Origin of the sequence: Ferroacidibacillus organovorans, from assembly GCF_001516615.1 — a bacterium.
GTDB lineage: Bacteria > Bacillota > Bacilli > Alicyclobacillales > SLC66 > Ferroacidibacillus > Ferroacidibacillus ferrooxidans_B.
The window spans coordinates 81,578-106,244 of sequence record NZ_LPVJ01000009.1; the positions used below are offsets into that span (position 1 = coordinate 81,578).

Here is a 24,667-nt window from a genome sequence, read left to right on the forward strand (position 1 = left end):
CACACTCAAAGCGAGGTTTTGTTGCCAGAGTGAGTGTCGCGTTTTTTTCGGGATTGCGCGCGTTCCTGGCCTGAAAACTCTGCGGTCAACATGCCTGCGACGATCAGGATACCGCCAAAAATGGAAGTGAGCGTCAACGACTCTCCGCCATACCAGACGGCGACGAGCGCTGCAAACACGGGTTCCAGTGAAAAGATGAGCGCAGTTTTTGTCGCTGTGGTGTACCGTTGAAACGCAGCCTGGGCAAAATAGGCGATGACAGTGGCGAGAAGTGAGCAGATCAACAGGGCGATCCAAACGGTTGGTACGGAGAGTGAAGCGGTGATGCGCTGGGGGGATTCGCGCAACAAAAGCGACGAGATTTCGCTCAGTATGCCTACAAACAGAATTTGCACGGCGGCCAGCGCGAGCGGATCGTTCTCGCGCGCGTGCTTTGCCATTAAAACAATTTGAATCGCAAAGGAAATCGCGCAAAACAGTGTAAGCAAATCGCCGATGTTTACAGAGCCTGTACGGATGCCAGAGAGCAAGAATAGACCGACTAGCGCAATGCCGACACCGATAAATGCGCCGCGCGGGGGAGTGTGGCGCAGCAGAAAGATGGAAAAAACCGGGACGAGCGCGACACAGAGTCCAGTGATAAGCCCTGACTTTGCAGCCGTGGTATACATGAGTCCGAGGGTCTGAAAGGCGTAACCGGCAAATAGCCAAAAACCGAGGATGAGACCGCTTTTCCACATGGAAATCATTCGCAGTGCGGCTTGTCCGCGCTTGAGGAGAAGCGCAGCAAAGAGGAGAATGACGCCCGCCGATAAAAATCGTATGGCGAGAAACGCAAAGACTGGAATGTCCCTAATGGCGTCTTGCACGACGATAAACGTCGCACCCCAGACAAAAGTAACAAGCACGAGCACCCAATCAGCCAAAACGCGGTTCAATCCCTTCACCTCTCGCGCTATTGTGTCATCCGTTTTGCAACTCGTCAACTCTTTTGCACAGAAGGGATAAGAACCGTTCACATTGATTGGACAATCAAATTCGACAAGATGTTATAATACATTATGGATCGTGGGAAACTTGAATTCATGCTTGCTTTTATCTTGTTGATTATAGCGGGTTAAATCCGTGTTGGAGATGTTACATTGTGAGTCTTGTGGCACTGAGCCTAAACTATCGAACTGCGCCTGTGGAAGTGCGGGAGCGGTTCGCGGTCCCTGATGATCAGGTTGGTGTACTCGTCTCTGAACTTCACGAGATGCAGGGCATCCATGAGGTTGTGCTTCTTTCTACCTGCAATCGCACGGAGCTTTATGCGCATGTCGAGCAACCAGAGCCTGCCATCGCAAAACTGATCGGCTATCTCTCGCGTTTGGGCGAGATGGAGTACGAGGCACTTTCGAAACTGATTAACCGCTATCAGGACCGAGGCGTGTTGGATCATCTTTTGCGTGTCGTATCGGGTCTTGATTCCATGGTGATCGGCGAAACGCAGATTCTTGGACAGGTCCGCCATGCGTATCTGATCGCACAGGACCATTTGACGACAGGGCAACTTATGAATCACGCCATGCGCTTAGCCATTTCTTTTGGAAAACGTGTGCAGACAGAAACGATGATTGGACAGGCGGCTGTTTCTGTGAGCTATGCGGCTGTATCGCTTGCGAAAAAAGTGTTCTCGACTATGAGCGGAAAAACGGTTTTGGTCATTGGCGCCGGGAAGATGAGCGAATTGACACTGACCCATCTTCGCGCAAATGGTGTCGCGAAGATTATCGTTGTCAATCGCACACTCGAAAATGCACAGGCACTTGCTTCTGCTTTTGCAGGCATTGCGCGCCCTTGGGAACAGTTGGCGGAATCCCTTGCAGAAGCGGACATTGTCATCAGTGGAACGGGAGCAAAAGGGTACGTTCTGACGGAAGCGCTTTTGACGACCGCTATTCGCAACCGAAAACGTCGCCCGCTCTTTATCATTGATATTGCCGTGCCAAGGGACGTCGATCCATGCGTCGCTCAGATGGATGGCCTTTATCTCTATGATATCGATGATTTGCAAGGGATGGTGGCAGAAGGATTCGCGCTGCGGCACCACGAGGCGCAGCAAGTTGAACAAATGATTGAGGATGAGCTTGCTACATTTGCCATGTGGCAGGCCGAGCAGCAGGTGGTGCCGCTGATCGCAGAGCTGCGCGAAAAGTCGTTAGCCATTCAAGCTTCTGTGATGGAGAGTCTGCAACACAAATTGTCCGATCTGGACGAACGCCAGCTTGACATTTTACGAAAGCATACGTCTAGTATTGTCAATCAGCTTTTGCGCGATCCGATTGCGAGTATCAAAGAGATGGCAAAAGAGCCAGGCGGAGGTGACGCGTTGCGAACGTTTGCGCGTATCTTTGATCTGTCTGCGCTACCGGATGAGACGCCTGGTGTCGATCAGTCGTTCATGAAAAAGACGAATGCATCATCAGAGCCGAACAAAGCACACTCACTGACGCAAGCGAGCGTGCTTGCAGCTAAATCTGAACCCGGTGAACCGCATCGTACGCGCGTTTCACCGACGCTGGCGTGAGATGTTCATCGAACTGACATCTCCATACGCGTATGCCGCCATTTTAAGCTGTTATGGTGTGAGCCTTACGCTCTTTTTTATTGATTTTCTGCGTGACAACAAACTCGCGAATCGCGTGGGTCTGGTCATTCTAGGCCTTGTATGGGTGCTTGAGACGCTGCTTCTGGGTCAACGCGTATTGGCGCAACATGCGTTGCCGCTTTATTCTTATGTTCAGGCAACGCTGTTTTTTTCTTGGCTCTTAATCAGTTTATCGGTTGCGATCAGCATATTCTCGCGTATTGATTTTTTTACACTCTTTGTTAATTTGTTCGGCTTTTTGCTTGTGGGCTTTGACGCAATTGTACACGGGCACTTGGCGAAGGCAGTTCCGCAACAAGGTGATTTGCTGGTGCTTCACATTTCAGTGTCGATTTTGTCCTATCTGCTCTTTTCAGTTTCAGCGATTTTTAGTGTCCTCTATCTTCTTGAGGATGCTGCTTTACGAAAAAAGAGATTTGCGAGTGGGCCGTTTCGCAGACTGCCGGCACTGCAAAGACTTGATGTCTATGCGTACCGGACGGCACTGGTCGGGGGGCCCCTCCTGTTGATTGGCATGATGGTTGGGGCGATCTGGTACGATATGCTAACCGGCCATTTTTTGTGGCTGGATCCGAAGCCGATTGCGTCAGGACTGCTGCTGCTTCTTTATTTTGTCTATTTATGGCTGCGCGGCACCGAACGTATCAGTGGCCGTCGCGCAGCGTGGTTTAACTTGATTTCTTTTGTCGGCGTCCTTTTGAACTTTCTGGTGATCGGCGAATTTATGTCATCTTTTCATCGCTGGTAAAAAGAGAGTCACATGCAGAAGGTTAGGGGGATCACACGTGAGAAGATTGCGCGTAGGAACGAGAAGAAGCCAACTCGCAACAACACAGACAGGCGCTGTCGTTGCAGCGTTAAAAAAGGAACGCTCGGATCTTGAGATTGAGACTGTCGAGATCGTGACGCGGGGGGATCAAATTCTTGATGTGTCCCTTTCCAAGGTTGGGGGAAAGGGATTGTTCGTCTCGGAGATTGAAAAAGCGCTTCAAGACGGAGTGATTGACATCGCTGTACATAGTGCAAAGGACGTCCCGGCAATCCTCGCGCAAGGACTCGTCATTGGCGCGATTCCACCGCGTGAAGACCCGCGTGATCTCTTGATTGCAAAAAACGGACAAACGCTTAGGGATCTTCCGGAGGGTGCGCGGGTGGGGACGAGTTCTCTTCGCAGGCGCGCGCAACTTTTGGCAATTCGCCCAGATCTTGAGGTTGTCCCGCTGCGCGGAAACATTGACACACGCCTGCGAAAGTTGCAGGATTTGGATGCGATCGTCCTCGCTGCGGCGGGGATTCACAGAATGGGCTGGCTATCAGGTCAGCGCGTTCAGGCGGAGGGTGTATCGTATGATGTGACACCGCTCACGCCGTTTGAGTGTGTCCCTGCGGCGGGACAAGGGGCGCTTGCGATCGAGTGTCGCGAGCAGGACACAGAAGTGCTTCAGTTGCTCGCAGCTATTCACGATCGCGAGACAGAGCGTTGCGTGATGGCAGAGCGAGCCTTTTTGGCAGAGGTGGGCGGCAGCTGTCAGGTTCCGGTGGGCGCGTACGCTGCGCCGTCTTTTTCTCGCTTGAATCTTGCGGCAATGCTTGCTGACGCGCGTGGCAACGTGGTTCTGCGCGGCGCAATGATGGGTGAGAATGCGCGTGAACTCGGTCGCGAATTGGCCTTACGCATGCTTGCGGGCGGTGGCGACCGGTTGCTCGCAATGACCTATGAGGTTTGAGTGATGAAAGGTTCGCGCATCGCCCTAACGCGTCCTGTTGAATCGAGTGCACCGTGGTCCGACGCAATCCGCAGGGCCGGGGGGTGTCCGCTCCAGTTCCCGCTTGTCGAGATTCACCTGCTTCCCACCGCGGCTCTCTTGCCAGATCGCGCGTTTCTGATGATCTTTACGAGTGTGAATGCGATTCGCGCTCTGATGCAAAACGTTTCTTTGGTAAACAAGATTCGGCACATTCCTGTCGTGACTGTCGGCAGCGCATCGTCCGCGCTTGCAAAAATGGCGGGATTCTCTACGGTTCATGAGGCAGAAACGAAGCGCGCAGACGGTGTTTTTGCTTGGATTGAGAAACGTTTTGGGCGCGGGAATGGCGAGCAGATCGTGTACCCGCGAGGAAATCTCGCGGATGGGGAACTGGCAAGTCGCCTCACGGCATTGGGCTATCAGGTCGTGTCGCCGATTCTCTATGAGACAAAGCCCGTTTCATCCGAAGCGCTGCTCACTGAAGCGCGGCGTGGACGGGTTGATGTCGTCTCATTTGCGAGCGGTTCTGCGGTTGCTTCTTTCGCGACAGGTTGGCAAACAGAGCGATTGCGGGGATGGCTTGAAAACCGCCTAAAGTTTCTATCGATCGGCCCAAAGACCTCTGAGGTGATGAGGGCGCATGATTTGCGAGTGGACGAGCAGGCGAGAGCGCCTGACAGTGCCTCTGTCATAGCGGCGTTGCAGCGACTTTTGCATAAAAATACGTGAAGTGTATAGGAGGATATGAAGAGGATGAACTTTGATCGCCATCGCAGACTGCGAAATCATCCGGGAATTCGCGCCATGGTTCGGGAAACACGGTTGAGTACAGACCAATTGATGCTGCCGCTGTTTGTGAAACACGGCGAGGGGCGCGACGCAGTTGACGCGATGCCGGGGGTTGAGCATCTCTCGATTGACGCGTTGCGCAGGGAAATTCATGAACTCTCGGAGCTTGGGGTTCGCTCAGTGCTTTTATTCGGTCTTCCTCACACAAAGGATGACCTCAGTTCGGAGGCGTATGCGGAAGAGGGAATCGTCCAAAAGGCCATTCGGGCGATTAAAGAAGAGAACAAAGAGATCGCGGTGGCGACGGATGTCTGTCTATGTGCTTATAATCCGGCCGGCCATTGCGGCATCGTGCGCGGTGAAGAGATTGTCAATGATGAGAGTTTGTCACTGCTTGCAAAAACGGCGCGCTCTCACGCACAGGCGGGGGCTGATTTGATTGCGCCATCGGACATGATGGACGGGCGCGTCGCGGCGATTCGCGAGGCGCTTGATCAGGCGTCCTACCAAAGCATTCCGATTCTCTCCTATTCCGTTAAATACGCTTCAGCGTACTATGGGCCGTTTCGCGAGGCGGCGCATTCGGCTCCGTCGTTTGGGGATCGCCGCAGTTATCAGATGGATCCGGCCAATGTGCGTGAGGCGTTTCGCGAGGCAGAGTCTGATCTGGCGGAAGGCGCAGACATGCTGATGGTAAAGCCGGCCATGCCGTATCTTGATGTTGTGCGGGCTCTCAAGGAGCGCTATGATGTTCCGCTCGCCGCGTATCACGTGAGCGGGGAGTATGCGATGATCAAGGCGGCGGCGCAGCGCGGATGGGTGGATGAAGAGGCGATCGTCATGGAGACGATGACCAGTTTGACACGCGCGGGCGCAGATATCCTGATCACCTATTTTACAAAGGATGTCGCACGTATTTTGCAAAGATAAAAGGGAGTGAACTTTGATGGATGATGAACCCGTAACCATCGCGCGTCAAACGACGCGCTCTGAAAATGCGATGAAACGCGCGCAGACGCTGATTCCAGGTGGGGTCAACAGCCCAGTTCGCGCCTTTCGGGCAGTCGGGGGGACCCCGCTATTCATGTCGCGCGGTGAAGGGCCGTATCTGTATGATCTCGATGACAATCGGTACATCGATTACGTCCTTTCGTGGGGACCGCTCATTCTCGGCCATGCGCACCAAGCAGTCGTGCGCGCCATTGCCGAGCGAACGGTTCGTGGAACAAGTTTTGGGGCGCCGACAGAATTGGAGTCAGATCTCGCCGCACGGATTCTTGACGCGCTACCATCGATGGAACGCGTTCGCATGGTCAATTCCGGCACAGAGGCGACGATGAGCGCACTTCGCTTGGCGCGCGGCTTTACGGGCAGGAAAAAAATCATCAAGTTTGTCGGCTGCTATCACGGTCATGCAGACAGTCTGCTCATACGCGCTGGATCAGGTGTCGCGACGTTCAGTCTCCCAGACTCACCTGGTGTGCCTCCGGAAGTTGCCGCACTCACGATTTCGCTTCCCTACAACGATCTTGCGGCGGTAAAAGACGCGTTCGCACAGTTTGGCGAAGAGATTGCGGCGGTCATTGTAGAGCCGGTTGGCGGCAACATGGGAATGGTTCTGCCAAAAGAAGGGTTTTTAGCGGGATTGCGCGAAGTGACGCAGGCGTACGGATCGCTTCTGATCTTCGATGAGGTGATGACTGGGTTTCGCGTGCACTATGGCGGAGCGCAAGGTTATTACGGTGTAAAGCCTGATTTGACGACACTTGGCAAGGTCATCGGCGGTGGACTTCCGGTAGGCGCATATGGTGGCCGCAAGGAAATTATGGATCTCGTTGCGCCGGCAGGACCCGTCTATCAGGCGGGTACGCTCTCCGGGAATCCGCTTGCTGTGGCGGCAGGACTCGCCACACTTCAGACACTTGCGGAAGAGGGAGTTTACGAGCGGCTTGAAGCGTGTTCAGCGCAACTTGTCGCAGCCTTTCTCGACGCGGGTAAACGCTATGGTATCCCAGTTCAGGGCTCGTATGTCGGCGGGATGTTTGGTTGCTTTTTCGCCGAGAACCCCGTCACTGATTACGCGAGTGCCGCGCAGGCAGACAAAGCGCGCTATGCATCCTATTTTCACGCGCTGCTTGACTGCGGTGTTTATATGGCGCCGTCACACTTGGAGGCGGGATTTGTCTCGCTTGCGCATGACGACACAGTTTTGGCGACAACCTGCGATGCGATCGATTCTGCAATGCGCGCGATTTGTTGACCGTTGAATGATCAAGATTCGACAGGGTTTGACAGGTTTGTCTTCTCGGATTACAATTTCGTCAAACGTAGACGAACGATGGATTCCGTTGAAACGCGAGAGTGAGACGTGAGGGGATCGTTGTCGCGAGCGAAAACTCACTCGGTGTTTTGGGCGTCTGCGCTGATGTGCAGACGCTTTTTGATGGCGGAGGTGTTGTAAACCATGAATTCGCGTTTTGCGATTGAAGCGATGGAAGAAGAACGCCGTCGGCTTGCTCGCGACATTCACGACGGACCCGCGCAGATGCTTACGAACCTCACGATGCGTCTGGAGGTTGTCAAGGAGATGCTTCGTCATCAACCTGATCACGTATTGCCAGAAATTCTGCGAATTCAAGAGTTGATGCGCAATTCCGTGGGAGAGTTGCGGCGTTTAATCTATGATTTGCGCCCGGTTGAGATGGCGGAGGTGGGGCTTGCGGGTGCACTTCGCGCGTATGGTGAACGCTGTGTCAATCTCCTTGAGCGAAATGTGACGGTTGACGTGGACGGGCTGCCGGCACTCTCGGAGGACGCATCGATCACGCTCTATCGCATGGTACAAGAATGCATCACAAACGCAGGAAAGCATGCGCAGGCACAGACGATCGCCATACGGGTTGAGCGCGTTGAAAGCGAGTTGATCTTGACGATTGCGGATGACGGCATCGGGATGAGTCCTGGTACGGCTACCGGTCGCTACGGACTGCTTGGCTTGCAGGAGAGAGCGAGGTTGATCGGGGCGGATGTCGCGATTGATACAGCGCCGGGAAAGGGCACGACGGTGCGAATCCAGCTAAAGGTTTGAACATCCTCTTAAAATAAAAGGACGTGATGGCCTTTGACGTCTACAATTTCAGTATGCATAGCGGACGATCAAGGATTATTTGTAAGCGGTATGATGGCATTGTTTCAGATATCCGATGAGATACGTGTACAAGGTACGACAAAAAATGGTTCTGATACGATTCGCTATATGATGGATCACGCCGCAGAGACGGACGTGCTTATCCTAGATATTGGTTTACCCGATTTGTCGGGAGTGGATGTGGCGCGCGTTTTGCGCGACGCGTCGATTGACACGCCGATTTTGATCGTTAGCAATGATGATTCGAGCGATACGGTTTTGCGCGCAATTCGAGCCGGGATTTGCGGGTATCTTTTAAAGGACTGCGACGGTGAAGAGTTGAAGCACGCCGTGCGGGAAGTTTCTTTTGGCAGACGCTATATTGACCAACGACTCTTACCATATCTCATGGATCGTGTGCGGGGGGAGGAGCAGCAAAACAGTCCATCTTATCCTGTGAGACCGCCACACCCGTCCGCTGCGATGTCTGCTGTCACGCGATTCATGCCAGGGCTTGAGGAACTTACACCGCGCGAGCGTGATGTCCTGCGTTTAATGGCAGAAGGTCACACGAACGATGAAATTGCAACCCGGCTTTTTATCACACCGAAAACGGCGCGCAACCATACGACGAGCATCTTGCAAAAACTTGGCGTTAAGACAAGGACCCAGGCGGTCGTTCTTGCGCTCTCCCAGGACATTTCTATAAGCGCGGGAACACTAGGGCTTTTTTCCTAGGAATTCGATTGTCAATATGAAAAAAAGATAGGAGAGTTTACCCTGTTGGGTGGCTCTTCTTTTCTTTTATGATGAGTACATGAAAAGAAAGTAGAAATCGAAAAGGGGTTGGCTGAGATGTTGAATCGGTTCAAAGACGGCTTCGTTTCACTCGTTGTATGGTCGGAGCGTGTCGCGTTTTTTGGCAAAACGCTGCTTGCGCGATGAGTCGGGGCAGGGACTTGTGGAGTATGGGTTGATTATCGGGCTTGTGGCAATCGCGGCAATTGTTGGCTTGGGTTTGTTGAGCGGAGGACTTCAAAATATTTTCAAAAGCATCTCTGGCTCTCTCAATAATAGCACGACTGTATCAGGCAGTTGATTGTAGCTGTGCGACGGTTTGTTGATCCCCTTGGGGTTATGAGGTGAATCCTTTGAATGCTGAAGTTTTTTTGACCATCGCGGCCTGTCTGATCGCTTCGGTCACGGATCTTCGCTCGCGGAGGATACCCAATTGGCTCACAGGGGGATTCGCACTTCTGGCTGTTTTGACGGGAATGATTCAGGATCGGCCGATTTTTATAACGCTAGAAGGCGGGCTGATCGGGTTCAGTACGCTGTTTGTGCCATACGTCATGCGCGGGATTGGGGCTGGCGATGTCAAACTTCTAAGCGCTGTAGGATGTGCCGTCGGTCTATCAGGAATGGCCTATGTTCTTGTCGGGATGGCGGTGACAGGTGCGCTTCTTGCGATCGTGATTCGTGCGGATCTTCCCCGTGTGTCAGAAGGATTAGGATTTCCAATCGCCGCCGATTCGCTTGTACGCGAATCGGCAGTATCAAACAAGCCGACGATCCCCTATGCGCTTGCCATCACGGGAGGTGCACTCTTGTGGTGCGCAACCGATTTCGCACGCTGATTGACTCAGACAAGGGGCAGGCGCTTGTTGAATTTGCGCTTGTCATTCCGCTGTTTCTTCTGTTGTTGTTCGGGATTTTCGATTTTGGAAGGATTATGTGGAGTGAGCTCACGATCAGCGCCGCATCGCGAGATGCGGCACGCTATGCGAGTCTTGGCGCGACAGATGCGCAGATTGATGCTGTGGTTGTGAGTGACTGTCCCTTTTTAATACCGGGGAAACTGACAATTGCAATTTCACCTGCAAGCGCTGAACGAATCCCCGGGAATCCTGTGACGGTGGTTGTTTCGTACCCGGTCGAGATTGATCCATTTCTTTCTGCTTTTCTCCCTGCAAAGATCAATCTGACGGCGCAGACGACGATGAGAATGGAGTGAGCGCTGTGCGAATTCTTCGAGAGGAAAAGGGAAATGTGGCAGTCTTGTTTTCACTTTCTCTCGTGAGTTTGCTCGGCTTTGCAGGTCTTGTCACAGATTTTGGCATGGTGTATGTCGAGCGTCAAGCGCTTTCAAACGCAGTGGATGCGGGAGCCTTGGCGGGTGCAGCAGCATTTTTAGGCGGACTTCCTGCGATTACTCAGACGGCTGATCGCTATGTAACCCAAAATGGGGAGCCACTGGGATCTGTTACGTTCAATGCCGCAACGAATATGGTTACCGTGCAAAGTGAAAAGCGTGTGCCACTCTATTTTGCTCGTGTCTTTGGGGTCGATCAGGTGTCCATCTCTGCAGTTTCACACGCACAGGCGCAAACCTTAATTGGAGGAACAGGATTTGTTCCAATTGGAGTCGTCCAACAAAATTTTCACTATGGTCAACTTGTTCAATTGTCTTATGCTGCGGGTGAAGGAGGGCAAGGCAATTATGGATTTCTCGCGTTGGGAGGCACTGGTGCTAGTGTCCTTGAAACAAACATGATGTATGGGTATTCCGGGACACTGCATGTTGGGGATTCGGTGGAGAGTGAGCCGGGTGTCATGACGGGGCCTGTCGCGACTGCCATGGATGCTCGGATGAGCGAAGGAGAAGGTGAAGACTATACTGCGGCAAATCGATCTTCGCCGCGCGTCATGATCCTGCCTGTGATAAACGCTTTTCCAAGCAACGGTCGATCAAGTGTCACCATAGTGGGGTTTGCCGCTTTTTTTCTAGAAGGAATTTCAGGAGAGGGGGGGCATCAGACAATCGAGGGAAGATTTTTGCAGATGGTCATCTCAGGTGAAACTGGCTCTGGACCAAATTTCGGCCTATACGGTGTTCGACTTGATTTGTAATGGCGCAGCGAAGGTGGGCTTTTTATGAAACGGTTACGACTCTCGACACTGCTTTTGCTCGGCTCGGTTGTCATGGCGGCGTTTGCCACAATCGCAGTCGTTTCCATTCTTCGAAATACGATTCAAGCGACGCGCAACAGTATAAAAACCGTGCCTGTACTTGTCGCGACAAAAGAGGTTATATCAGGCGCGCCTCTGACGTCTGCGGTATGGCGGGTAGCCTCTGTTCCACTCGGGGGACGTGAACCTAACGCATTTGTTCAACCATCCCAAGTGATTGGAAAGTATGCGGTTCAAAACCTATTTCCTGGGGAACAACTCATTCCGCAACTTGTATCAGGGCATGTACAGACACCTCGATTCGCCGACAAAATACCGAGTGGCGATGTCGCGATCGCTGTCTTGTTTAATCCACTCAATGATGCGGGGGGCTTATCCAGGCTGGAGACGATGTATCTGTTCTCGGGGTTCTGACAAAGTCGTACGACAATAATCACTATGAGTCCTATATCCTTGCGAACCATATCTTCGTGCTTTCGATAACTGGTCAGTCCTATGCTTCAAGCGGCACCTCTGGGACTGCCAATGCGACACGTACTGTCGTGTTGGCAGTCAACCCGAAGGAAGCCAATCAAATTGCATATCTTGAAACTTTTGGCCAATTGGATCTTCTCCTGGAACCGACCCATGGTTCCCCGACTTCACTGGGTAGCCAAGTGAACAATAACACTGTTTTTGCTGGAGGTCGGCCATGAAATCAATCATTCGCATCCTTCTTGTCGACGACGCAACGGAAATCCTTGAAACGGAAAAACAACTCCTGTCGTTTCACAATGATTTTGAAGTGGTTGGCGAAGCAAAAAATGGAAAAGATGCGATTGCATTGGTGGAGCTAGCAAAGCCTGATATTGTTCTTATGGATATCAATATGCCGGTAATGGATGGCATTGAAGCAACGCGCAGAATCGCAGAAGTGGCTCCCAATACGGCGGTCATCATCGTCTCTGTGCAAGAGGAATTCCAGGCGCTTCGCGGCGCCATTCAAGTCGGTGCCAAAGAATACCTTCTAAAACCGTTTACAACAGAGAGTCTGGCGCAATCCATCCGGACTGTCTATCACCAGATGGAGCGTTCTGTTCGAGCGACGACAACGCAAGTTTTATCGGAAAATTTTCGCTCACGCTCACGCGTGATCTCGATGCTAAGTGCAAAAGGCGGTGTCGGGAAATCGACGATTGCGGTTAACGTAGCGTGCGCCATGGCGGAAAAAGGGAAAAAAGTTGTATTGATAGACCTTGATCTATTCTTTGGAGACGCGGCGTTGTTGCTTGGTTACAGTGATCTATCGAGAAACATTTACACGCTGATGCTAGAAGGTGATCACTATCTTGAAATGGTGTCATCGTATTTGTTTACGCACGCCTGTGGTTTAAAGGTTCTCCCTGCACCTCAACAAATTGAACAGGGAGAACTGATTTCTGCACATTATATTGACGATCTTGTAAAGGCGCTGCGCGCTTCGTATGACTACATTCTCATCGATACAGCGCCTGCGCTTACGGATGTGCTCTTCGCAGCGCTTGAAACGTCTGATGAGACATGGCTCGTGAGTACGGCAGACTTAGCTTCGATCAAGAATAATCAGCGCCTCTTAAAAGCGTTAAGAGCTGTGGGAAGCGAACCAAAATTGTTGCGCCACCTTCTTGTGAAGCGCGGCAAGTTGAGTGAACGCGCCGTGGAGGATGTGTTGTCGCTTGAGACGTTTTCGGCCATTGATTACGATCCGGCAACGATTTGCAGTGCGGCAGATGTGGGGATTCCTGCCGTACTTGAGCATCGCGCTTCGCGTGCAGTACGCGATCTAAAGCATCTCGCCACAAAGACGATCGCTGAGGAATCCAGACGACGAGAGCCGCGCGTTAAGCCGTCACGTCTTCGTTTTCTGGCAAGGGGGGCTAAAGGATGAGTTTGACGCTGCGGGATCGCATGGAACGGCGAAAGACTACGGAGATGATAAATGAGTACAAAGTGGCCGATGAGCATGTCGCGCATGAGGTGCGCGAAGTTCCGGCTCAGATGGCGAGTCTAGGTGTCACCGATTTGAAAACAAAGCTTCACATTCAGTTGGTCGATCGTTTAACAGAGCAAGAAGATGAGGCGGAGTATGAGAGTGTGTTTCTTCAGGCATTGTCTGAAGAGGGCGTCGTATTGCCAAAAGCAGAACGCGATCGCTTATGGAGTGAACTGCTCGCTGAGATACGTGGCTTTGGTCCAATTGACCCCCTTTTGCATGATGAGTCGATCAGTGAAGTCATGGTAGTCGCACCCGACCAAGTCTATATCGAGCGTAAAGGGAAACTTGCACTCACAGAAATCAGGTTTAAAGATGCGGATCACGTACAGCGCATCATTGAAAAAATCGTATCGCCGATTGGTCGGCGAATTGATGAATCCGTGCCTTATGTAGATGCGCGTTTGCCGGATGGCTCGCGCGTTCACGCGATCATCCCCCCGCTCGCACTAAAAGGGCCATGCCTCACGATTCGAAAGTTTACCGCTATACCCCTTCAGGTGTCAGATTTGATTCATTTTGGAACACTGACACCCCCCATGGCAGAGTTTTTGCGTGCCGCAATCGATGCGCGCTTAAACATCGTCATCTCTGGAGGGACTGGCTCAGGAAAAACGACAACCTTAAATGTTATATCAAACTTTATTCGCGAGGATGAGCGGATCATTACGATTGAAGATGCGGCTGAGTTAAAGCTTCAACAGCGCCATCTGGTAACGCTTGAGGCAAGACCTGCAAACGTTGAGGGACGCGGCGCAGTCACGATTCGAGATCTTGTAAAAAATGCGCTCCGCATGCGACCGGATCGCATTGTAGTCGGTGAGGTGCGCGGCGCAGAGGCGCTGGACATGCTGCAGGCGATGAACACAGGGCATGATGGGTCACTGACAACTGCGCATGCCAATACACCGCGCGATATGCTCAGACGTCTTGAAACCATGGTGATGATGGCTGGAATGGAACTCCCCGTGCGCGCGATTCGGGAGCAAATTGCCTCAGCCGTCGATCTTGTCGTTCAGCAGTCGCGGCTCTCCGACGGAGGTCGAAAAATAACTTATATTACTGAGGTGATCGGCATGGAAGGCGATCAAATTATCCTCCAGGACATCTTTACCTTCGAGCAGCGTGGACGACGGCATGACGGGTCGGTGATAGGTAAGCATCACGCGACCGGAATTGTTCCGGCATGCACGGAGGCGATGCAGGCGTATGGCATTCCTTTTCGCATGGACTGGTTTCAAGCGATGAATGAGTGAGGATATTGCCACCTAGCGCGAGAACTGGGGGTGTGAATATGCAAATTATCCTTTTCTTTACTTTTTTTCTGTTGATCTATACACCACTTTTTATGGCTACACAGCGAACTTCGCGTGTGAAGGATCGCCTTCGCGCCATCGCAGATGATACGGTGAAGACAGAAGAGGCACTACCTGCTAAAAAAATCCTCCCCAAAAAACTCCCTGCGGCGACGCTTTTGTCGCGATGGCTCAATTCAGTGGCGCTGGCGATGATGGCGACTGGGATGCCGTTGCCGCTTGAGAGGGCACGAATTTATTCTGCTGGTTTGCTGTTTTTTCCGCTTATCCTTTCAATTTTTATTGGCAGACCGTTTCTTGTTTTGGCCTATTGGGCACTCCTTTACGCGTGGATTCACTTCGAAAAAAAGCGTCGTGAAAGAATTCGGATTCGCGCATTTGAACGTGATCTTCCCGAGATGCTTCGTGTCGTTTCAGGTGCTTTGCGCGCAGGAAACTCATTTTTTCAAGCGATAGACATGGTTGCGCGTGACGCGGGAGGTATTCTTGGAGATGAATTTCGGCGAATGATTCGTGAAATGTCACTCGGCGTAAGTGTTGAAGAGGCGATCAAACATGCGGCTTCGCGAATCCAGTCGGGAGATTTTGAACTGATTGCAAACGCCTTTCTTGTATCGCGGCAGGTTGGTGGAAATTTGGCCGAAGTGTTGGAGACAGTCGAAGAGACCATTCGTGATCGTATACGGTTAAAGGGCGAGATCCGCTCGCTCACTGCGCAAGGAAGAATGTCAATGTGGATCTTTCTATTGATGACACCTGGAATTGCGGCTGTTCTTGTCTTTTTTAACCCAAGCTATCTTTCTTTGTTCGTTACGAACGAACTCGGAATTTTTCTTTTGGCGATTGCTTTTGTCGGACAAATCGTAGGCGCCTTGTTGATTCGAAAAATTGTTCAAATCGAAGTGTAGCTGACAAGGGGTGTTCTCGTGGCGATCAGTGCTCTTCTTTTGTTTTTGTCGATTGGACTTGCGCTCTATTTATCGCTAAAACTTTTTTTTTGCGCGACAACTCGCTGTCGAAGTCCGCGTCAGAGAGCTATTGCCAGAGTCCCCGAGTACACTGGCTTGGCGAACGCTTGTAAACCGTTTCTCACAATTTTATTTCATGGTTTTGCTCAAACTGACGCCAAAGCAAATTCGTGAACGTGAGCAGGCACAGGCGAGAAGGTCGGGATTTAAGACGGCCGAAGCCATTCGCCAGTACGAGCGCCTGCGCGGAATGGTTTACGGTGCAATGCTCATCTTGCCATTTTTCTGTCTTTTTTCTGGACACAGTGCGATCCATGTTGAATCGGCGATTGTTCTGCCACTTTTTGTTCTGATCGGATTTCGTTTTTACATGAAACGGCGCGAACGATTGTTGCAAGAACAAATGCGAAGAGACTTGCCACAAGTCATTGATATGATCACGATCAGTGTAGAGGCAGGGCTCGGTTTTGATCAGTCGCTAACTCGTGTGACGGAGCAGATGGACTCATCTTTGATCGACGAACTACGTCAGATTCTCCTTGAGATGAATCTTGGCAAATCAAGGAGAAACGCCTTTCGCGACGCTGCCAACCGGGTGGCGATCGATGAGTTTCAAAGTCTGATGAATGCGCTGATTCATGCGGATCGCGTGGGCATGGGAATCGCTGGCGTATTGCGGATACAAGGTGCAGAGGTGCGCAGGCGCCTGAAACAAAAGGCGGAAGAAAAAGCGATGAAGGCTCCCATCAAAATCCTGTTTCCTCTGGTATTCTTTATCTTTCCAGGTCTGTTTGTCATTTTGATGGGCCCGGCTGTCTTGCGAATTATCGCGGGCCTCTCACACGCATAAGGAGGAAATGCATTGAACATGTACAAAGATGATCTGCTGTTTGCACATGATATTCAAGTGGCCCGCACATTTTTTCAGCGCCTGCGCGGTCTTACAGGTGTGCGCAGACTCTCCGCTCACGCGGGAATGTATTTTGATCACTGCAACGCAGTGCACACTTTTTTTATGAAGATGCCGATCGACGTTCTTTTTTTGAATCGGAACAATGAGGTAATCAAAATTGTGGAGTGTGTATCGCCGAGGAAATTCTGCTACTGCAAAGGAGCCGTCAAGACGCTGGAACTGCAAGGCGGCGCTGTTCGTCGCATGGGAATCGAGTGTTCTGACCACCTGCAGTTTGTGGATCCGTGTGTCAGAACGCCGATTGCGAGGGAGCTTTCCTTTCGATGACGGCTACATTCACCTGTCCCTCATAGAGGTATTGAACATATACATGCGTACGGTCTGCATGCGCCTCAAGAATTTCAATTCCGGTTTGCCGCAAACGCTTGCGCATCATCGTTAAACTTTTTTTATAGCTCACGTCTTTTGTTGTTTGATAACTTTCATCAAGTGTCGCATAGCTGTAGAGTAGCGCCTGAATGTGATCCACGAACCACCCTCCCTTTGCTTAATGATACCACACGAGATTTGTGCGGAAGAAGCGCAAAGATCACGCGCAAAAGGTATATCCCACCCATCCTATACGTATGGTGTGGGAGAAGCCTTTGGGCTTAGGGAGGGATGACTGTGTCAGAAGAAGAACGCACGCGAAAGATTGTTTTGAAAGTCGATCAGCAGGTGTTCACTGACGTGGTGCATGGTGATGAGTCGATCGAAGAGTACTCTGCACCGACAGAGGTTGTAACGTTTGAACAGAGGGGCGACTCGTTTTTTCTTGAAGGCAATATTCTTTTTTCTGCTTTTTTGCGCGAACCAGAAGAACTTTCCGCTTCCGTTGAAGCATCGTCCATTAAGCATATGAGGCACCGTATGGCCTTTGATTTGCGCGTGCCAGTGTCCGGTCAATCTCAGACCATGCTGAGTGTGAGCGTCGAGATGCCAGAAGCTGAATTGAGTGTCTTGGGTCCTGGTTGGGTACATGTAAAGGGGTTACTTGAAATTGCAGGCCTCGATGATTGTCAAGGGTATGTGGCGCATTGTGGCGCACAGGAAATTCTTGTTCCGCCACGCGCCGATGTGTTAGCTGGAGACGGCGAGGCACTGTCAGAATTCGAATTTTCACAGAACACTCCGCCGTCTAAACCACTTGAGTCGAATGGCGCAGTTCCTGAACAGGCGCCTGAAGATGCGGTTTTGTTGCGCTCTGATGAGGAGCCGCTAAAGCCATATGAGATGAAAGATTTGTCGGGTCTTGCCTATCAGGCGTGGACAGAGCAAACGCATGGCCTGTCTTCGCAACTTCAGGCGAGCGGCGAGCAAGGAGATGAAACCAACGGGCAATCAGAATCACTCTCAGAACTAGGGTGGAAGACTCATCTTGTTGAAGCGGATCGCGCTCTTTTTGGCACGGCCGCAGAGTCAGCGGTGGAAGAACAGACCCGACTGGAGCCGACGGCAAACAAAGAGGAGTCGGCAGAGGTTGCAATGAGGAAAGAGGAGCAAAATGAGCGGGCTTTGGCTGAGCCAGTGGACTCGCGAGATGAGACGGATGAACTGCAGACATTTCATTTTGAGTCATCTGACATTTCGACGAAGCAATCGATAAACAAGGAATCGTCGCCAGTGTCTGAGCGATCAGCGATTGATCAGAGTCTCTTTGGCTCAGGCGGAGTGAGTGAGGCCATCGTGGAAACGCACCTATCGCCATTTGAATCGAACAATGTCAAACCGATAGATCCTGTTTTTCCGATTGCCGAAGAGCACATGGAGAGAACAGAAAAAAAATATGCGGTGTCGGATGGTGATGGAGGCCCGCAGATGTCTTATACGGCAGTTCCAGAGACGCGGGTTGAGATGTCTGCGGCAGAGTGGTTTTGGAAAACGCTCAATATCCCGGCGGGTGAGTCTGTCTATAAGATGACATTTCGTATTGTCCGCGGGAAAGAGACACTGGAAGAAATCGCTGCATCCTACAACCTCACGGTAACACAGTTGCTGCACGCTAACGCATCGCTTGAGCAGCCCATCGCAGATGGTGCGCTTCTCTATATCCCGCTTAGTTAATTCGATTTTCGCAAAGAAACAGGCAACACATCGAGGCAGGCGCGCAAGTGGGTGCGCCGGTTGTTGTCATCCACATGTACACGAGCGGCTTCCGTGGGGAGGGTCAGCTGTGAAGAACGTGGTGCATGCTGTGGAGAAACATTACGGGTTACACGTGTATGACTTGAAGTGGATCAGCAAAGAGCGCTGTCGCCTTGCGACAGATCACGGACGTAAGTGGCTGCGCATTGAGGAGCAGCATTCTGCACTGCGCCGCTCTCTGATTCTCGATCAGGTAGCGCGTCATCGCTATCGCAAGACGCCTCGGTTCATTCGCACCAAATACGGGGAACCCCTGGCCGAGGTCCAGGGGGTATTCCTCTCGCTTTGTGATGATGTTGAATGCCGCTTGCTGCGAATAAACATGGAAGATGTTCAGTCGCTCGCGATGGATCTCGCAAAGTTCCATCTTGCGCTAGAAGGTGTATCGATTCAACCCACGGTTCAATGTGAGTCTGCCTATTCTGACATGAGCATGAAAAGAGAAGCGCTTTACGAGCTACATCAACATGCGATTCGCGGTGGGGATACTTTTTTGGAAACCTTTTCACACATAGGGCCAATGCTTCTCAAACGTGCTGATCGCGCGCTTCTCACCGCTTCAGAGGGAGGGATGCCTAAAAGATTTTCTGTGAATGCACAACAACTGCGCCTCGGCTGTGATCCATTTTACGGATTTGGGCGCGATATCTATCAACAGGTTTCATTGATTGAGGCAGACTCCATTCTACCTGGTGATCCTGAGGAGGATGTGGCCAGTGCGCTGCGCACGATCTATGGATCATCGGTCCATGAGATGGCGCAAAATGTGTCCGCAATCGCAGCCGATTTTCTTGCTGTTTACGATGAGGTAGTCGGTGGAAATCGCGAGCAACGGCGCGCACGAATTGTTGGCCTTGCACTTTTTCCTCACGAATACGCTGAGATTGCGCAGGACTATTTGAAAGCGCGTGCTGATCACTCACCACGATCCAGCGGTGAGGTTGAGGTGTGGGTTGCGCGCTTGGCGCATCTTATGCGCGGAACAGCCGTGTCGCGAGAGGAGAACCACCTGTGAGAGAACTGGGATTTTCGCGAGAGCTTGAAGACTCAGACTCATCGATGCCATTTGATCCACACATCCTGCGCGAGTATGGTTTGACTGATGCGCGTATTGAAAAACGCGGCGGGGCCTTTCGCGTTCACGCGGCGAGTGGCATTTACTACGTAAAAGGCGTACCTTTTTCGGCGCAGCGTCTTGAGCAGATCGGACTCTTGCTTGATCGCGTCTCTTCTGGGGTTCAGGTTGCCCGTTTTGTACACAATCAATATGGTGATCCGTTTGTCATCCATGAGTCAGGAAACTATTATGTTACGCAAAACTGTGATGGTAAACGGGCTTCGTTTGAAAGCGATGAGCTGATTATGCAAGGGGTGGAGACACTTGCGCGCTGGCATGCGCTCGCTCACGCAGTGCCAGGAAATCTCTGGTTTGCTGAACGCTCAGACGTCGCTTTGCGGATTCGAGAAGACTTGCAGACCATCGATACACTGCGCACGAGCGTTCTTGCAAATACCCGCCTCGCGCACGAGTTTGACGAATGGTTTCTGAGTCTTCGTGAGGATTTGGAAAATAACGTGCGTGAAATAGGCGAACGCCTGCTTGAGGCGAAGTATGAGGCCGTGCGGAGTTACGCGTTTGCCACAGGAGAGATTTGTCACGGTTCTTATGTGCGGAAAAATCTATTGGAAAGCGAAAATGGCGTGTACACAGTGATTGATCACGATCACGTCTATGCGGGGCCACAAATCGCAGAGTTGGCGACATTTCTTTTGCATTATCTCGCGCCATTTTTTAAGCGCGACGATGTGTTGCGTCGCGCGCTGCTGACTTATGCAGCAATCCGCCCGATCAATCAGGCAGAGTGGGCGGTCTTGCGTCACCTGCTTCGGTACCCGCAGGGGGTGATGCGCTGTGTCGAGGCGCGGCTGAATCACGGTGATGCAAACGTGGATGATCTTTTGGATGCGTGGGCGGTGAGTCAGACGCTTTCCGTTGAGATTCTGCCAGCGCTTTTTTCTGCGCAGCGATCCATGTGAAATTCTGGAAGGCTAAAAAAGAGTTGTTATGTCCCAATAAAGAGGGTGACCAGAACAAGCACAAGTCCTCCCAGAATGAGCAGGCTTATAAAGGATGGGAAAAACATCATCTGCAACATGGTTAAAAAGATGCAACCCAACAAGATGACTTTCGCAAAGCGCGCCAGCGCATAGAAGAACTGCGGCATGGATAGGGTCCCCCGATCGCTGCGTTGAGTGTTAGATCATCCTATAGCCTATGCACAAAAACAGTAGATGTGAACAGCGTAATCTGCACAAAATTTCTAGCGGTTCCTCTTTCTGACGACTCTTAGCCATGCTATAGTTAGATGGCTTGACCAAGCTTTAAGCTGAAGAATGGCAAAAGCGACAATGAGAAGACAGGCGATCATTTCTTTGGAAGGCAAGGTGTTTGTGTGGTGCAAAAATCGACGTGGGAAAGGATTCGGGAGCGACTGCTCGAGACTCCGAAAGAGGGAATGAGGTACAAGCAGATCATAACGGTCGGCGCCATTTTTGGCGTTCTTGGCGCGGTGATCGGCTATATCTCAAAAGGTCCTGTCGCGGGCAACCTGAGTACGAGCTTGGCGCTTTCGATGCTGATGTCTCCGTATTTTATCATTCCGCGCGTGAAATCGAGACGGGTGATTCAAGGGACGCTAGGCGGTGTGTTTTCGGGGATCGTGACGATGGTCCTGTTGTTTGTCTTTGCGTCGGCGCGCTATTGGCCAGCCCGCAGTCAGGTAATCAGCGGCTATGTGGGGTATCTGTTCGGCACGATTGCCGTCGCTTGGCTGTTTACGTTTGTAAGCCAGTGGACGGACAAGAAGCGACTCGAACTCGAGGCAAAGCGCGGCGCACAACCTGCGCGCAGTAAGGCAAAAGTGCCTGAAAAACCGCGTGTGCGTGTCCATCGCTACAATCGCAAAAAAAAGCGCTGACGTGTAATGCGCAACGGCTAAACCAAGGATTGACACGCGTTGCGTCCTTTTCTATACTTGATGAAATTACGTGAAAACAGCGGGAAAGAGTAGGCATGTCAAGCAGTAAGAGAGGGCGCCAAATGCTGAGAGGACGCCTCTGCGCGCTTGCCGAACGTCGTCCCGAGGAGATGCTGTTCGGGTTGAGTCCGTTATCGCTCTTAATGAAGTGCTGTGCGTTGCACAGAACGACAGGTGGTACCGCGGAAGACATTTTCTTTCGTCCTGCAATGGCGATGGAAACTGTCTTTTTTTTGTTCCCAGGGGTTTGGGAGGATTTTCTTATGATGACAAAGGAGTGACGGAATCGGTGCCGCTTATAGAGAAAACGCTGAAGAAATTAGGCGCATACGACGCAAAAGAGATCGAGACGCGCCGTTATCGATGGTGGATGGAACAGGGGTATTTCAAGCCGGCGCAAGGCAGCTCACCATACGCCATTGTCATGCCGCCTCCAAACGTAACGGGTGTGCTTCATCTGGGTCACGCGCTGGATATGTCGATGCAGGATCTGTTGACGCGCTATCAACGGATGCGCGGTCGGCGTGTGCTGTGGTTGCCGGGGATGGATCACGCGGGAATTGCCACGCAAACACGTGTCGAAGCGACCATTCGAAAGGAAGAAGGGGTTACACGCCACGATATCGGGCGCGAGGTGTTTGTCGAGCGGGTGTGGGCGTGGAAAGAGAACTATGCGGAAGTCATTCGCAACCAAATCAAACGATTGGGTGCATCGTGCGACTGGTCGCGCGAGCGGTTCACGATGGATAAAGGATTGTCTGCGGCGGTTCGCGAGGTGTTTGTGCGTCTCTATGAAAAGGGACTCATCTATCGCGGCAACTATATCATCAATTGGTGCCCGCGCTGTGAGACCGCGCTTTCTGACATCGAGGTGATTCACGAAGAGACGCAGGGATCCATTTATCAAATCGCCTATCCTTTCGTCGATGGAACGGGTCATGTGGTGATTGCGACAACGCGGCCGGAAACGTTGTTCGGGGACGTGGCCGTTGCGGTTCATCCTGACGATGAACGCTATCGTCACTTGATCGGAAAATCTCTTCGCCTTCCCCTGACGGAGCGTATCATTCCGATCATCGCAGACGAGTATGTCGATCCATCGTTTGGAACTGGAGCGGTCAAGATTACACCTGCGCACGATCCGAATGATTTTGAAGTGGGGCGCCGCCATGCGCTTTTGCAAATCAATGTGATGAATCGCGATGGAACGCTTAACGCGCACGCAGGCGCTTTTGCCGGTCTGGATCGAAGGGTGGCACGGGCGGCAATTCTTGACGCATTGCGCGCAGAAAACGCGCTCAAAGAACTACCTCACCAGTTGTCAATCGGTCACTGTGAGCGCTGTGATACCGTCGTTGAGCCATGGCTTTCTCTTCAGTGGTTTGTGCGAATGGAGCCTTTGGCAAAACCCGCGATGGATGTTGTCGCGTCAGGCGCGCTTCGCTTCGTGCCGGAGCGCTTTGAGAAAACCTACGCGCACTGGCTGGAAAACATTCGCGATTGGTGCATTTCTCGGCAGTTGTGGTGGGGGCATCGCATTCCCGCGTGGCACTGCAGCGCGTGCGGTGAGATTACCGTTTCGCGCGAGGATATAAAAGCGTGCGGGCATTGTGGCAGCAAGGCAATCGATCAGGATACGGATGTGCTCGACACGTGGTTCTCATCTGCGCTTTGGCCGTTTTCAACGATGGGATGGCCTGAGCAGACAGAAGACATGGCCGATTTTTTCCCGACGCAAGTTCTTGTCACAGGGTTTGACATCATCTACTTTTGGGTAGCGCGCATGGTGTTTACATCACTTGAATTTACAGGTCAATCACCTTTTCAGGATGTGCTCATTCACGGGCTTGTGCGCGACGCGCAAGGACGGAAGTTCTCAAAGAGCCTTGGCAATGGAATTGATCCGATGGAAGTGATTGAACGCTACAGTGCGGATGCGCTTCGCTTCATGCTGTTGACAGGTGCGGGGCCGGGCCAAGACATGCGCTTCTATGAAGAGCGCGTGGAGGCGGCGCAGGCGCTTGTGACAAAGCTTTGGAATGCAGCGCGTTTTGTTTTGATGAACCTTGATGATACGCAGACGGAAGAGCCCGATCAAGCGGCATTAAAACTGGCGGACCGCTATATTTTATCGCGTCTGTCAGTGACTGTTTCTGAGGTTACGCATAAACTTGACGCGTATGAATTTGCAGAAGCTGGAAAAGCAGTATATGAATTTTTCTGGAACGATTTTTGTGATTGGTACATTGAATTGTCAAAAGTGAGCCTGTATGCAGAAGGTGATGCGGCAGAGGACGCACGTATCGTGACGAAACGCACGCTGCGCACAGTTCTTGATCAAGCGCTCCGGCTCTTGCATCCCTTTATGCCGTTTGTCACGGAAGAAATTTGGCAAACCATGCCGCATGATGGGGAAACGATCATGCGCGCGCCGTGGCCAAGCGCCCACTTCTATAAAGAGGATCAAGATGTCGAACAGCGCATGCAGTATGTCATGGAAATCATCAGGACGCTGCGCACAATGCGGCAAGAGTTGAACATTCCGCCTGGCAAGGCGATTCCACTTTTGCTTCGGCCGGCATCTCATAGGGAAGCTGACGTGCTCGAAGCAAAAGCATATGTGGAACGTTTGTGCAACACGTCCTCGCTTACGATTGATTCAGGAATTGTCGCGCCAGACCAGTGTGCGACAGGCGTTCTTCAGGGCGCGGAACTGTATGTGCCGCTGCTTGGCGTGATTGATCTTGACGCGGAGTGCGCAAGACTTGAAAAAGAACATGCGAATTTAACGTTTGAAGTGGACCGTCTTGTGGCAAAACTCGCCAATCCATCTTTTGTCGAACGTGCACCTGAGGCGGTTGTTTCAAAAGAACGTGAAAAGCTTGCAGGTTATGAAAAGCAGCGCGATCAAGTGAATCGCGAATTGCTTCGCCTCCGATCTGTGACAGAGTGA

Annotated in this window: 27 protein-coding genes; 24 read left to right on the plus strand and 3 right to left on the minus strand. The window is 51.8% G+C overall.

What is annotated here, in order from left to right:
• Positions 1–5: 5 nt before the first annotated feature.
• Complete coding sequence (locus ATW55_RS03365) at positions 6–938, minus strand: DMT family transporter (protein WP_067712369.1); 933 nt, start codon at positions 936–938, stop codon at positions 6–8.
• Between the two features lie 206 nt (positions 939–1,144).
• On the opposite strand from ATW55_RS03365, the gene hemA reads away from it, so the two are divergent.
• The 19 genes from hemA to ATW55_RS03455 all read left to right on the plus strand — a co-directional run bounded on the left by hemA (position 1,145) and on the right by ATW55_RS03455 (position 16,819).
• The gene (gene hemA / locus ATW55_RS03370) at positions 1,145–2,569 is read left to right on the plus strand and encodes a glutamyl-tRNA reductase (protein WP_067712375.1); all 1,425 of its coding nucleotides are present in this window, start codon (positions 1,145–1,147) and stop codon (positions 2,567–2,569) included.
• Positions 2,508–3,398, plus strand: coding sequence for a cytochrome C assembly family protein (locus tag ATW55_RS03375; protein WP_160327152.1), 891 nt, complete (start codon positions 2,508–2,510; stop codon positions 3,396–3,398). The genes hemA and ATW55_RS03375 overlap by 62 nt, the downstream gene beginning before the upstream one ends.
• Before the next feature lie 37 nt (positions 3,399–3,435).
• Positions 3,436–4,377, plus strand: coding sequence for a hydroxymethylbilane synthase (gene hemC, locus ATW55_RS03380; RefSeq protein WP_067712382.1), 942 nt, complete (start codon positions 3,436–3,438; stop codon positions 4,375–4,377).
• 3 nt (positions 4,378–4,380) lie between these two features.
• A complete protein-coding gene (locus ATW55_RS03385) occupies positions 4,381–5,127 on the plus strand; it encodes a uroporphyrinogen-III synthase (RefSeq protein WP_067712389.1) in 747 nt (248 codons plus the stop codon).
• A 24-nt stretch (positions 5,128–5,151) separates the two neighbouring features.
• Complete coding sequence (gene hemB / locus ATW55_RS03390; protein WP_067712391.1) at positions 5,152–6,117, plus strand: porphobilinogen synthase; 966 nt, start codon at positions 5,152–5,154, stop codon at positions 6,115–6,117.
• Positions 6,118–6,133: 16 nt separating this feature from the next.
• Entirely contained in the window at positions 6,134–7,447 is a 1,314-nt protein-coding gene (hemL, locus tag ATW55_RS03395) for a glutamate-1-semialdehyde 2,1-aminomutase (protein ID WP_082685498.1), read from the plus strand.
• 204 nt (positions 7,448–7,651) lie between these two features.
• Positions 7,652–8,275 carry a sensor histidine kinase gene (locus ATW55_RS03400; protein ID WP_067712393.1) on the plus strand — a complete coding sequence of 208 codons (624 nt, stop codon included), beginning with the start codon at positions 7,652–7,654 and terminating at the stop codon, positions 8,273–8,275.
• A gap of 33 nt (positions 8,276–8,308) precedes the next feature.
• Positions 8,309–9,052 (plus strand): response regulator, encoded by a 744-nt coding sequence (locus tag ATW55_RS03405; RefSeq protein WP_268753356.1) that lies wholly within the window; start codon positions 8,309–8,311, stop codon positions 9,050–9,052.
• A 181-nt stretch (positions 9,053–9,233) separates the two neighbouring features.
• Positions 9,234–9,413: a Flp family type IVb pilin gene (locus ATW55_RS03410; RefSeq protein ID WP_067713074.1), complete on the plus strand. Its 180-nt coding sequence runs from the start codon at positions 9,234–9,236 to the stop codon at positions 9,411–9,413.
• Between the two features lie 52 nt (positions 9,414–9,465).
• Complete coding sequence (locus ATW55_RS03415; RefSeq protein WP_067712396.1) at positions 9,466–9,951, plus strand: A24 family peptidase; 486 nt, start codon at positions 9,466–9,468, stop codon at positions 9,949–9,951.
• The gene (locus ATW55_RS03420) at positions 9,924–10,328 is read left to right on the plus strand and encodes a TadE/TadG family type IV pilus assembly protein (protein ID WP_067712397.1); all 405 of its coding nucleotides are present in this window, start codon (positions 9,924–9,926) and stop codon (positions 10,326–10,328) included. The genes ATW55_RS03415 and ATW55_RS03420 overlap by 28 nt, the downstream gene beginning before the upstream one ends.
• Before the next feature lie 5 nt (positions 10,329–10,333).
• Entirely contained in the window at positions 10,334–11,224 is an 891-nt protein-coding gene (locus ATW55_RS03425; protein WP_067712398.1) for a pilus assembly protein TadG-related protein, read from the plus strand.
• A gap of 24 nt (positions 11,225–11,248) precedes the next feature.
• Entirely contained in the window at positions 11,249–11,698 is a 450-nt protein-coding gene (locus ATW55_RS03430; RefSeq protein WP_067712400.1) for an SAF domain-containing protein, read from the plus strand.
• On the plus strand, positions 11,695–11,979 hold the full coding sequence (locus tag ATW55_RS17150; protein WP_423742948.1) for an RcpC/CpaB family pilus assembly protein: 285 nt from the start codon (positions 11,695–11,697) through the stop codon (positions 11,977–11,979). The genes ATW55_RS03430 and ATW55_RS17150 overlap by 4 nt, the downstream gene beginning before the upstream one ends.
• Complete coding sequence (locus ATW55_RS03435) at positions 11,976–13,190, plus strand: response regulator (protein WP_067712402.1); 1,215 nt, start codon at positions 11,976–11,978, stop codon at positions 13,188–13,190. The genes ATW55_RS17150 and ATW55_RS03435 overlap by 4 nt, the downstream gene beginning before the upstream one ends.
• Positions 13,187–14,551: a CpaF family protein gene (locus ATW55_RS03440; protein ID WP_082685503.1), complete on the plus strand. Its 1,365-nt coding sequence runs from the start codon at positions 13,187–13,189 to the stop codon at positions 14,549–14,551. The genes ATW55_RS03435 and ATW55_RS03440 overlap by 4 nt, the downstream gene beginning before the upstream one ends.
• A gap of 38 nt (positions 14,552–14,589) precedes the next feature.
• Positions 14,590–15,519, plus strand: coding sequence for a type II secretion system F family protein (locus ATW55_RS03445; RefSeq protein WP_067712404.1), 930 nt, complete (start codon positions 14,590–14,592; stop codon positions 15,517–15,519).
• 130 nt (positions 15,520–15,649) lie between these two features.
• The gene (locus ATW55_RS03450) at positions 15,650–16,429 is read left to right on the plus strand and encodes a type II secretion system F family protein (RefSeq protein ID WP_067712407.1); all 780 of its coding nucleotides are present in this window, start codon (positions 15,650–15,652) and stop codon (positions 16,427–16,429) included.
• Positions 16,430–16,447: 18 nt separating this feature from the next.
• Entirely contained in the window at positions 16,448–16,819 is a 372-nt protein-coding gene (locus ATW55_RS03455) for a DUF192 domain-containing protein (RefSeq protein ID WP_235586996.1), read from the plus strand.
• Here the strand turns inward: ATW55_RS03455 and ATW55_RS03460 are convergent.
• Positions 16,782–17,021: a hypothetical protein gene (locus ATW55_RS03460; protein ID WP_067712413.1), complete on the minus strand. Its 240-nt coding sequence runs from the start codon at positions 17,019–17,021 to the stop codon at positions 16,782–16,784. The two genes, ATW55_RS03455 and ATW55_RS03460, sit on opposite strands and share 38 nt — an antisense overlap.
• A gap of 137 nt (positions 17,022–17,158) precedes the next feature.
• On the opposite strand from ATW55_RS03460, the gene ATW55_RS03465 reads away from it, so the two are divergent.
• The 3 genes from ATW55_RS03465 to ATW55_RS03475 all read left to right on the plus strand — a co-directional run bounded on the left by ATW55_RS03465 (position 17,159) and on the right by ATW55_RS03475 (position 20,713).
• Positions 17,159–18,595 carry a LysM peptidoglycan-binding domain-containing protein gene (locus ATW55_RS03465; RefSeq protein WP_067712416.1) on the plus strand — a complete coding sequence of 479 codons (1,437 nt, stop codon included), beginning with the start codon at positions 17,159–17,161 and terminating at the stop codon, positions 18,593–18,595.
• A 109-nt stretch (positions 18,596–18,704) separates the two neighbouring features.
• Positions 18,705–19,691: a hypothetical protein gene (locus tag ATW55_RS03470; protein WP_067712418.1), complete on the plus strand. Its 987-nt coding sequence runs from the start codon at positions 18,705–18,707 to the stop codon at positions 19,689–19,691.
• Complete coding sequence (locus ATW55_RS03475) at positions 19,688–20,713, plus strand: phosphotransferase (RefSeq protein WP_067712421.1); 1,026 nt, start codon at positions 19,688–19,690, stop codon at positions 20,711–20,713. The genes ATW55_RS03470 and ATW55_RS03475 overlap by 4 nt, the downstream gene beginning before the upstream one ends.
• Positions 20,714–20,739: 26 nt before the next feature.
• Here the strand turns inward: ATW55_RS03475 and ATW55_RS16230 are convergent, their stop codons facing one another.
• Entirely contained in the window at positions 20,740–20,901 is a 162-nt protein-coding gene (locus ATW55_RS16230) for a hypothetical protein (protein ID WP_160327153.1), read from the minus strand.
• A 231-nt stretch (positions 20,902–21,132) separates the two neighbouring features.
• Between ATW55_RS16230 and ATW55_RS03480 the strand changes: the two genes are divergently transcribed.
• Both ATW55_RS03480 and ATW55_RS03490 read left to right on the plus strand, forming a co-directional pair.
• The gene (locus ATW55_RS03480; protein WP_067712424.1) at positions 21,133–21,654 is read left to right on the plus strand and encodes a hypothetical protein; all 522 of its coding nucleotides are present in this window, start codon (positions 21,133–21,135) and stop codon (positions 21,652–21,654) included.
• A 337-nt stretch (positions 21,655–21,991) separates the two neighbouring features.
• Positions 21,992–24,667, plus strand: coding sequence for a valine--tRNA ligase (locus ATW55_RS03490; RefSeq protein WP_268753357.1), 2,676 nt, complete (start codon positions 21,992–21,994; stop codon positions 24,665–24,667).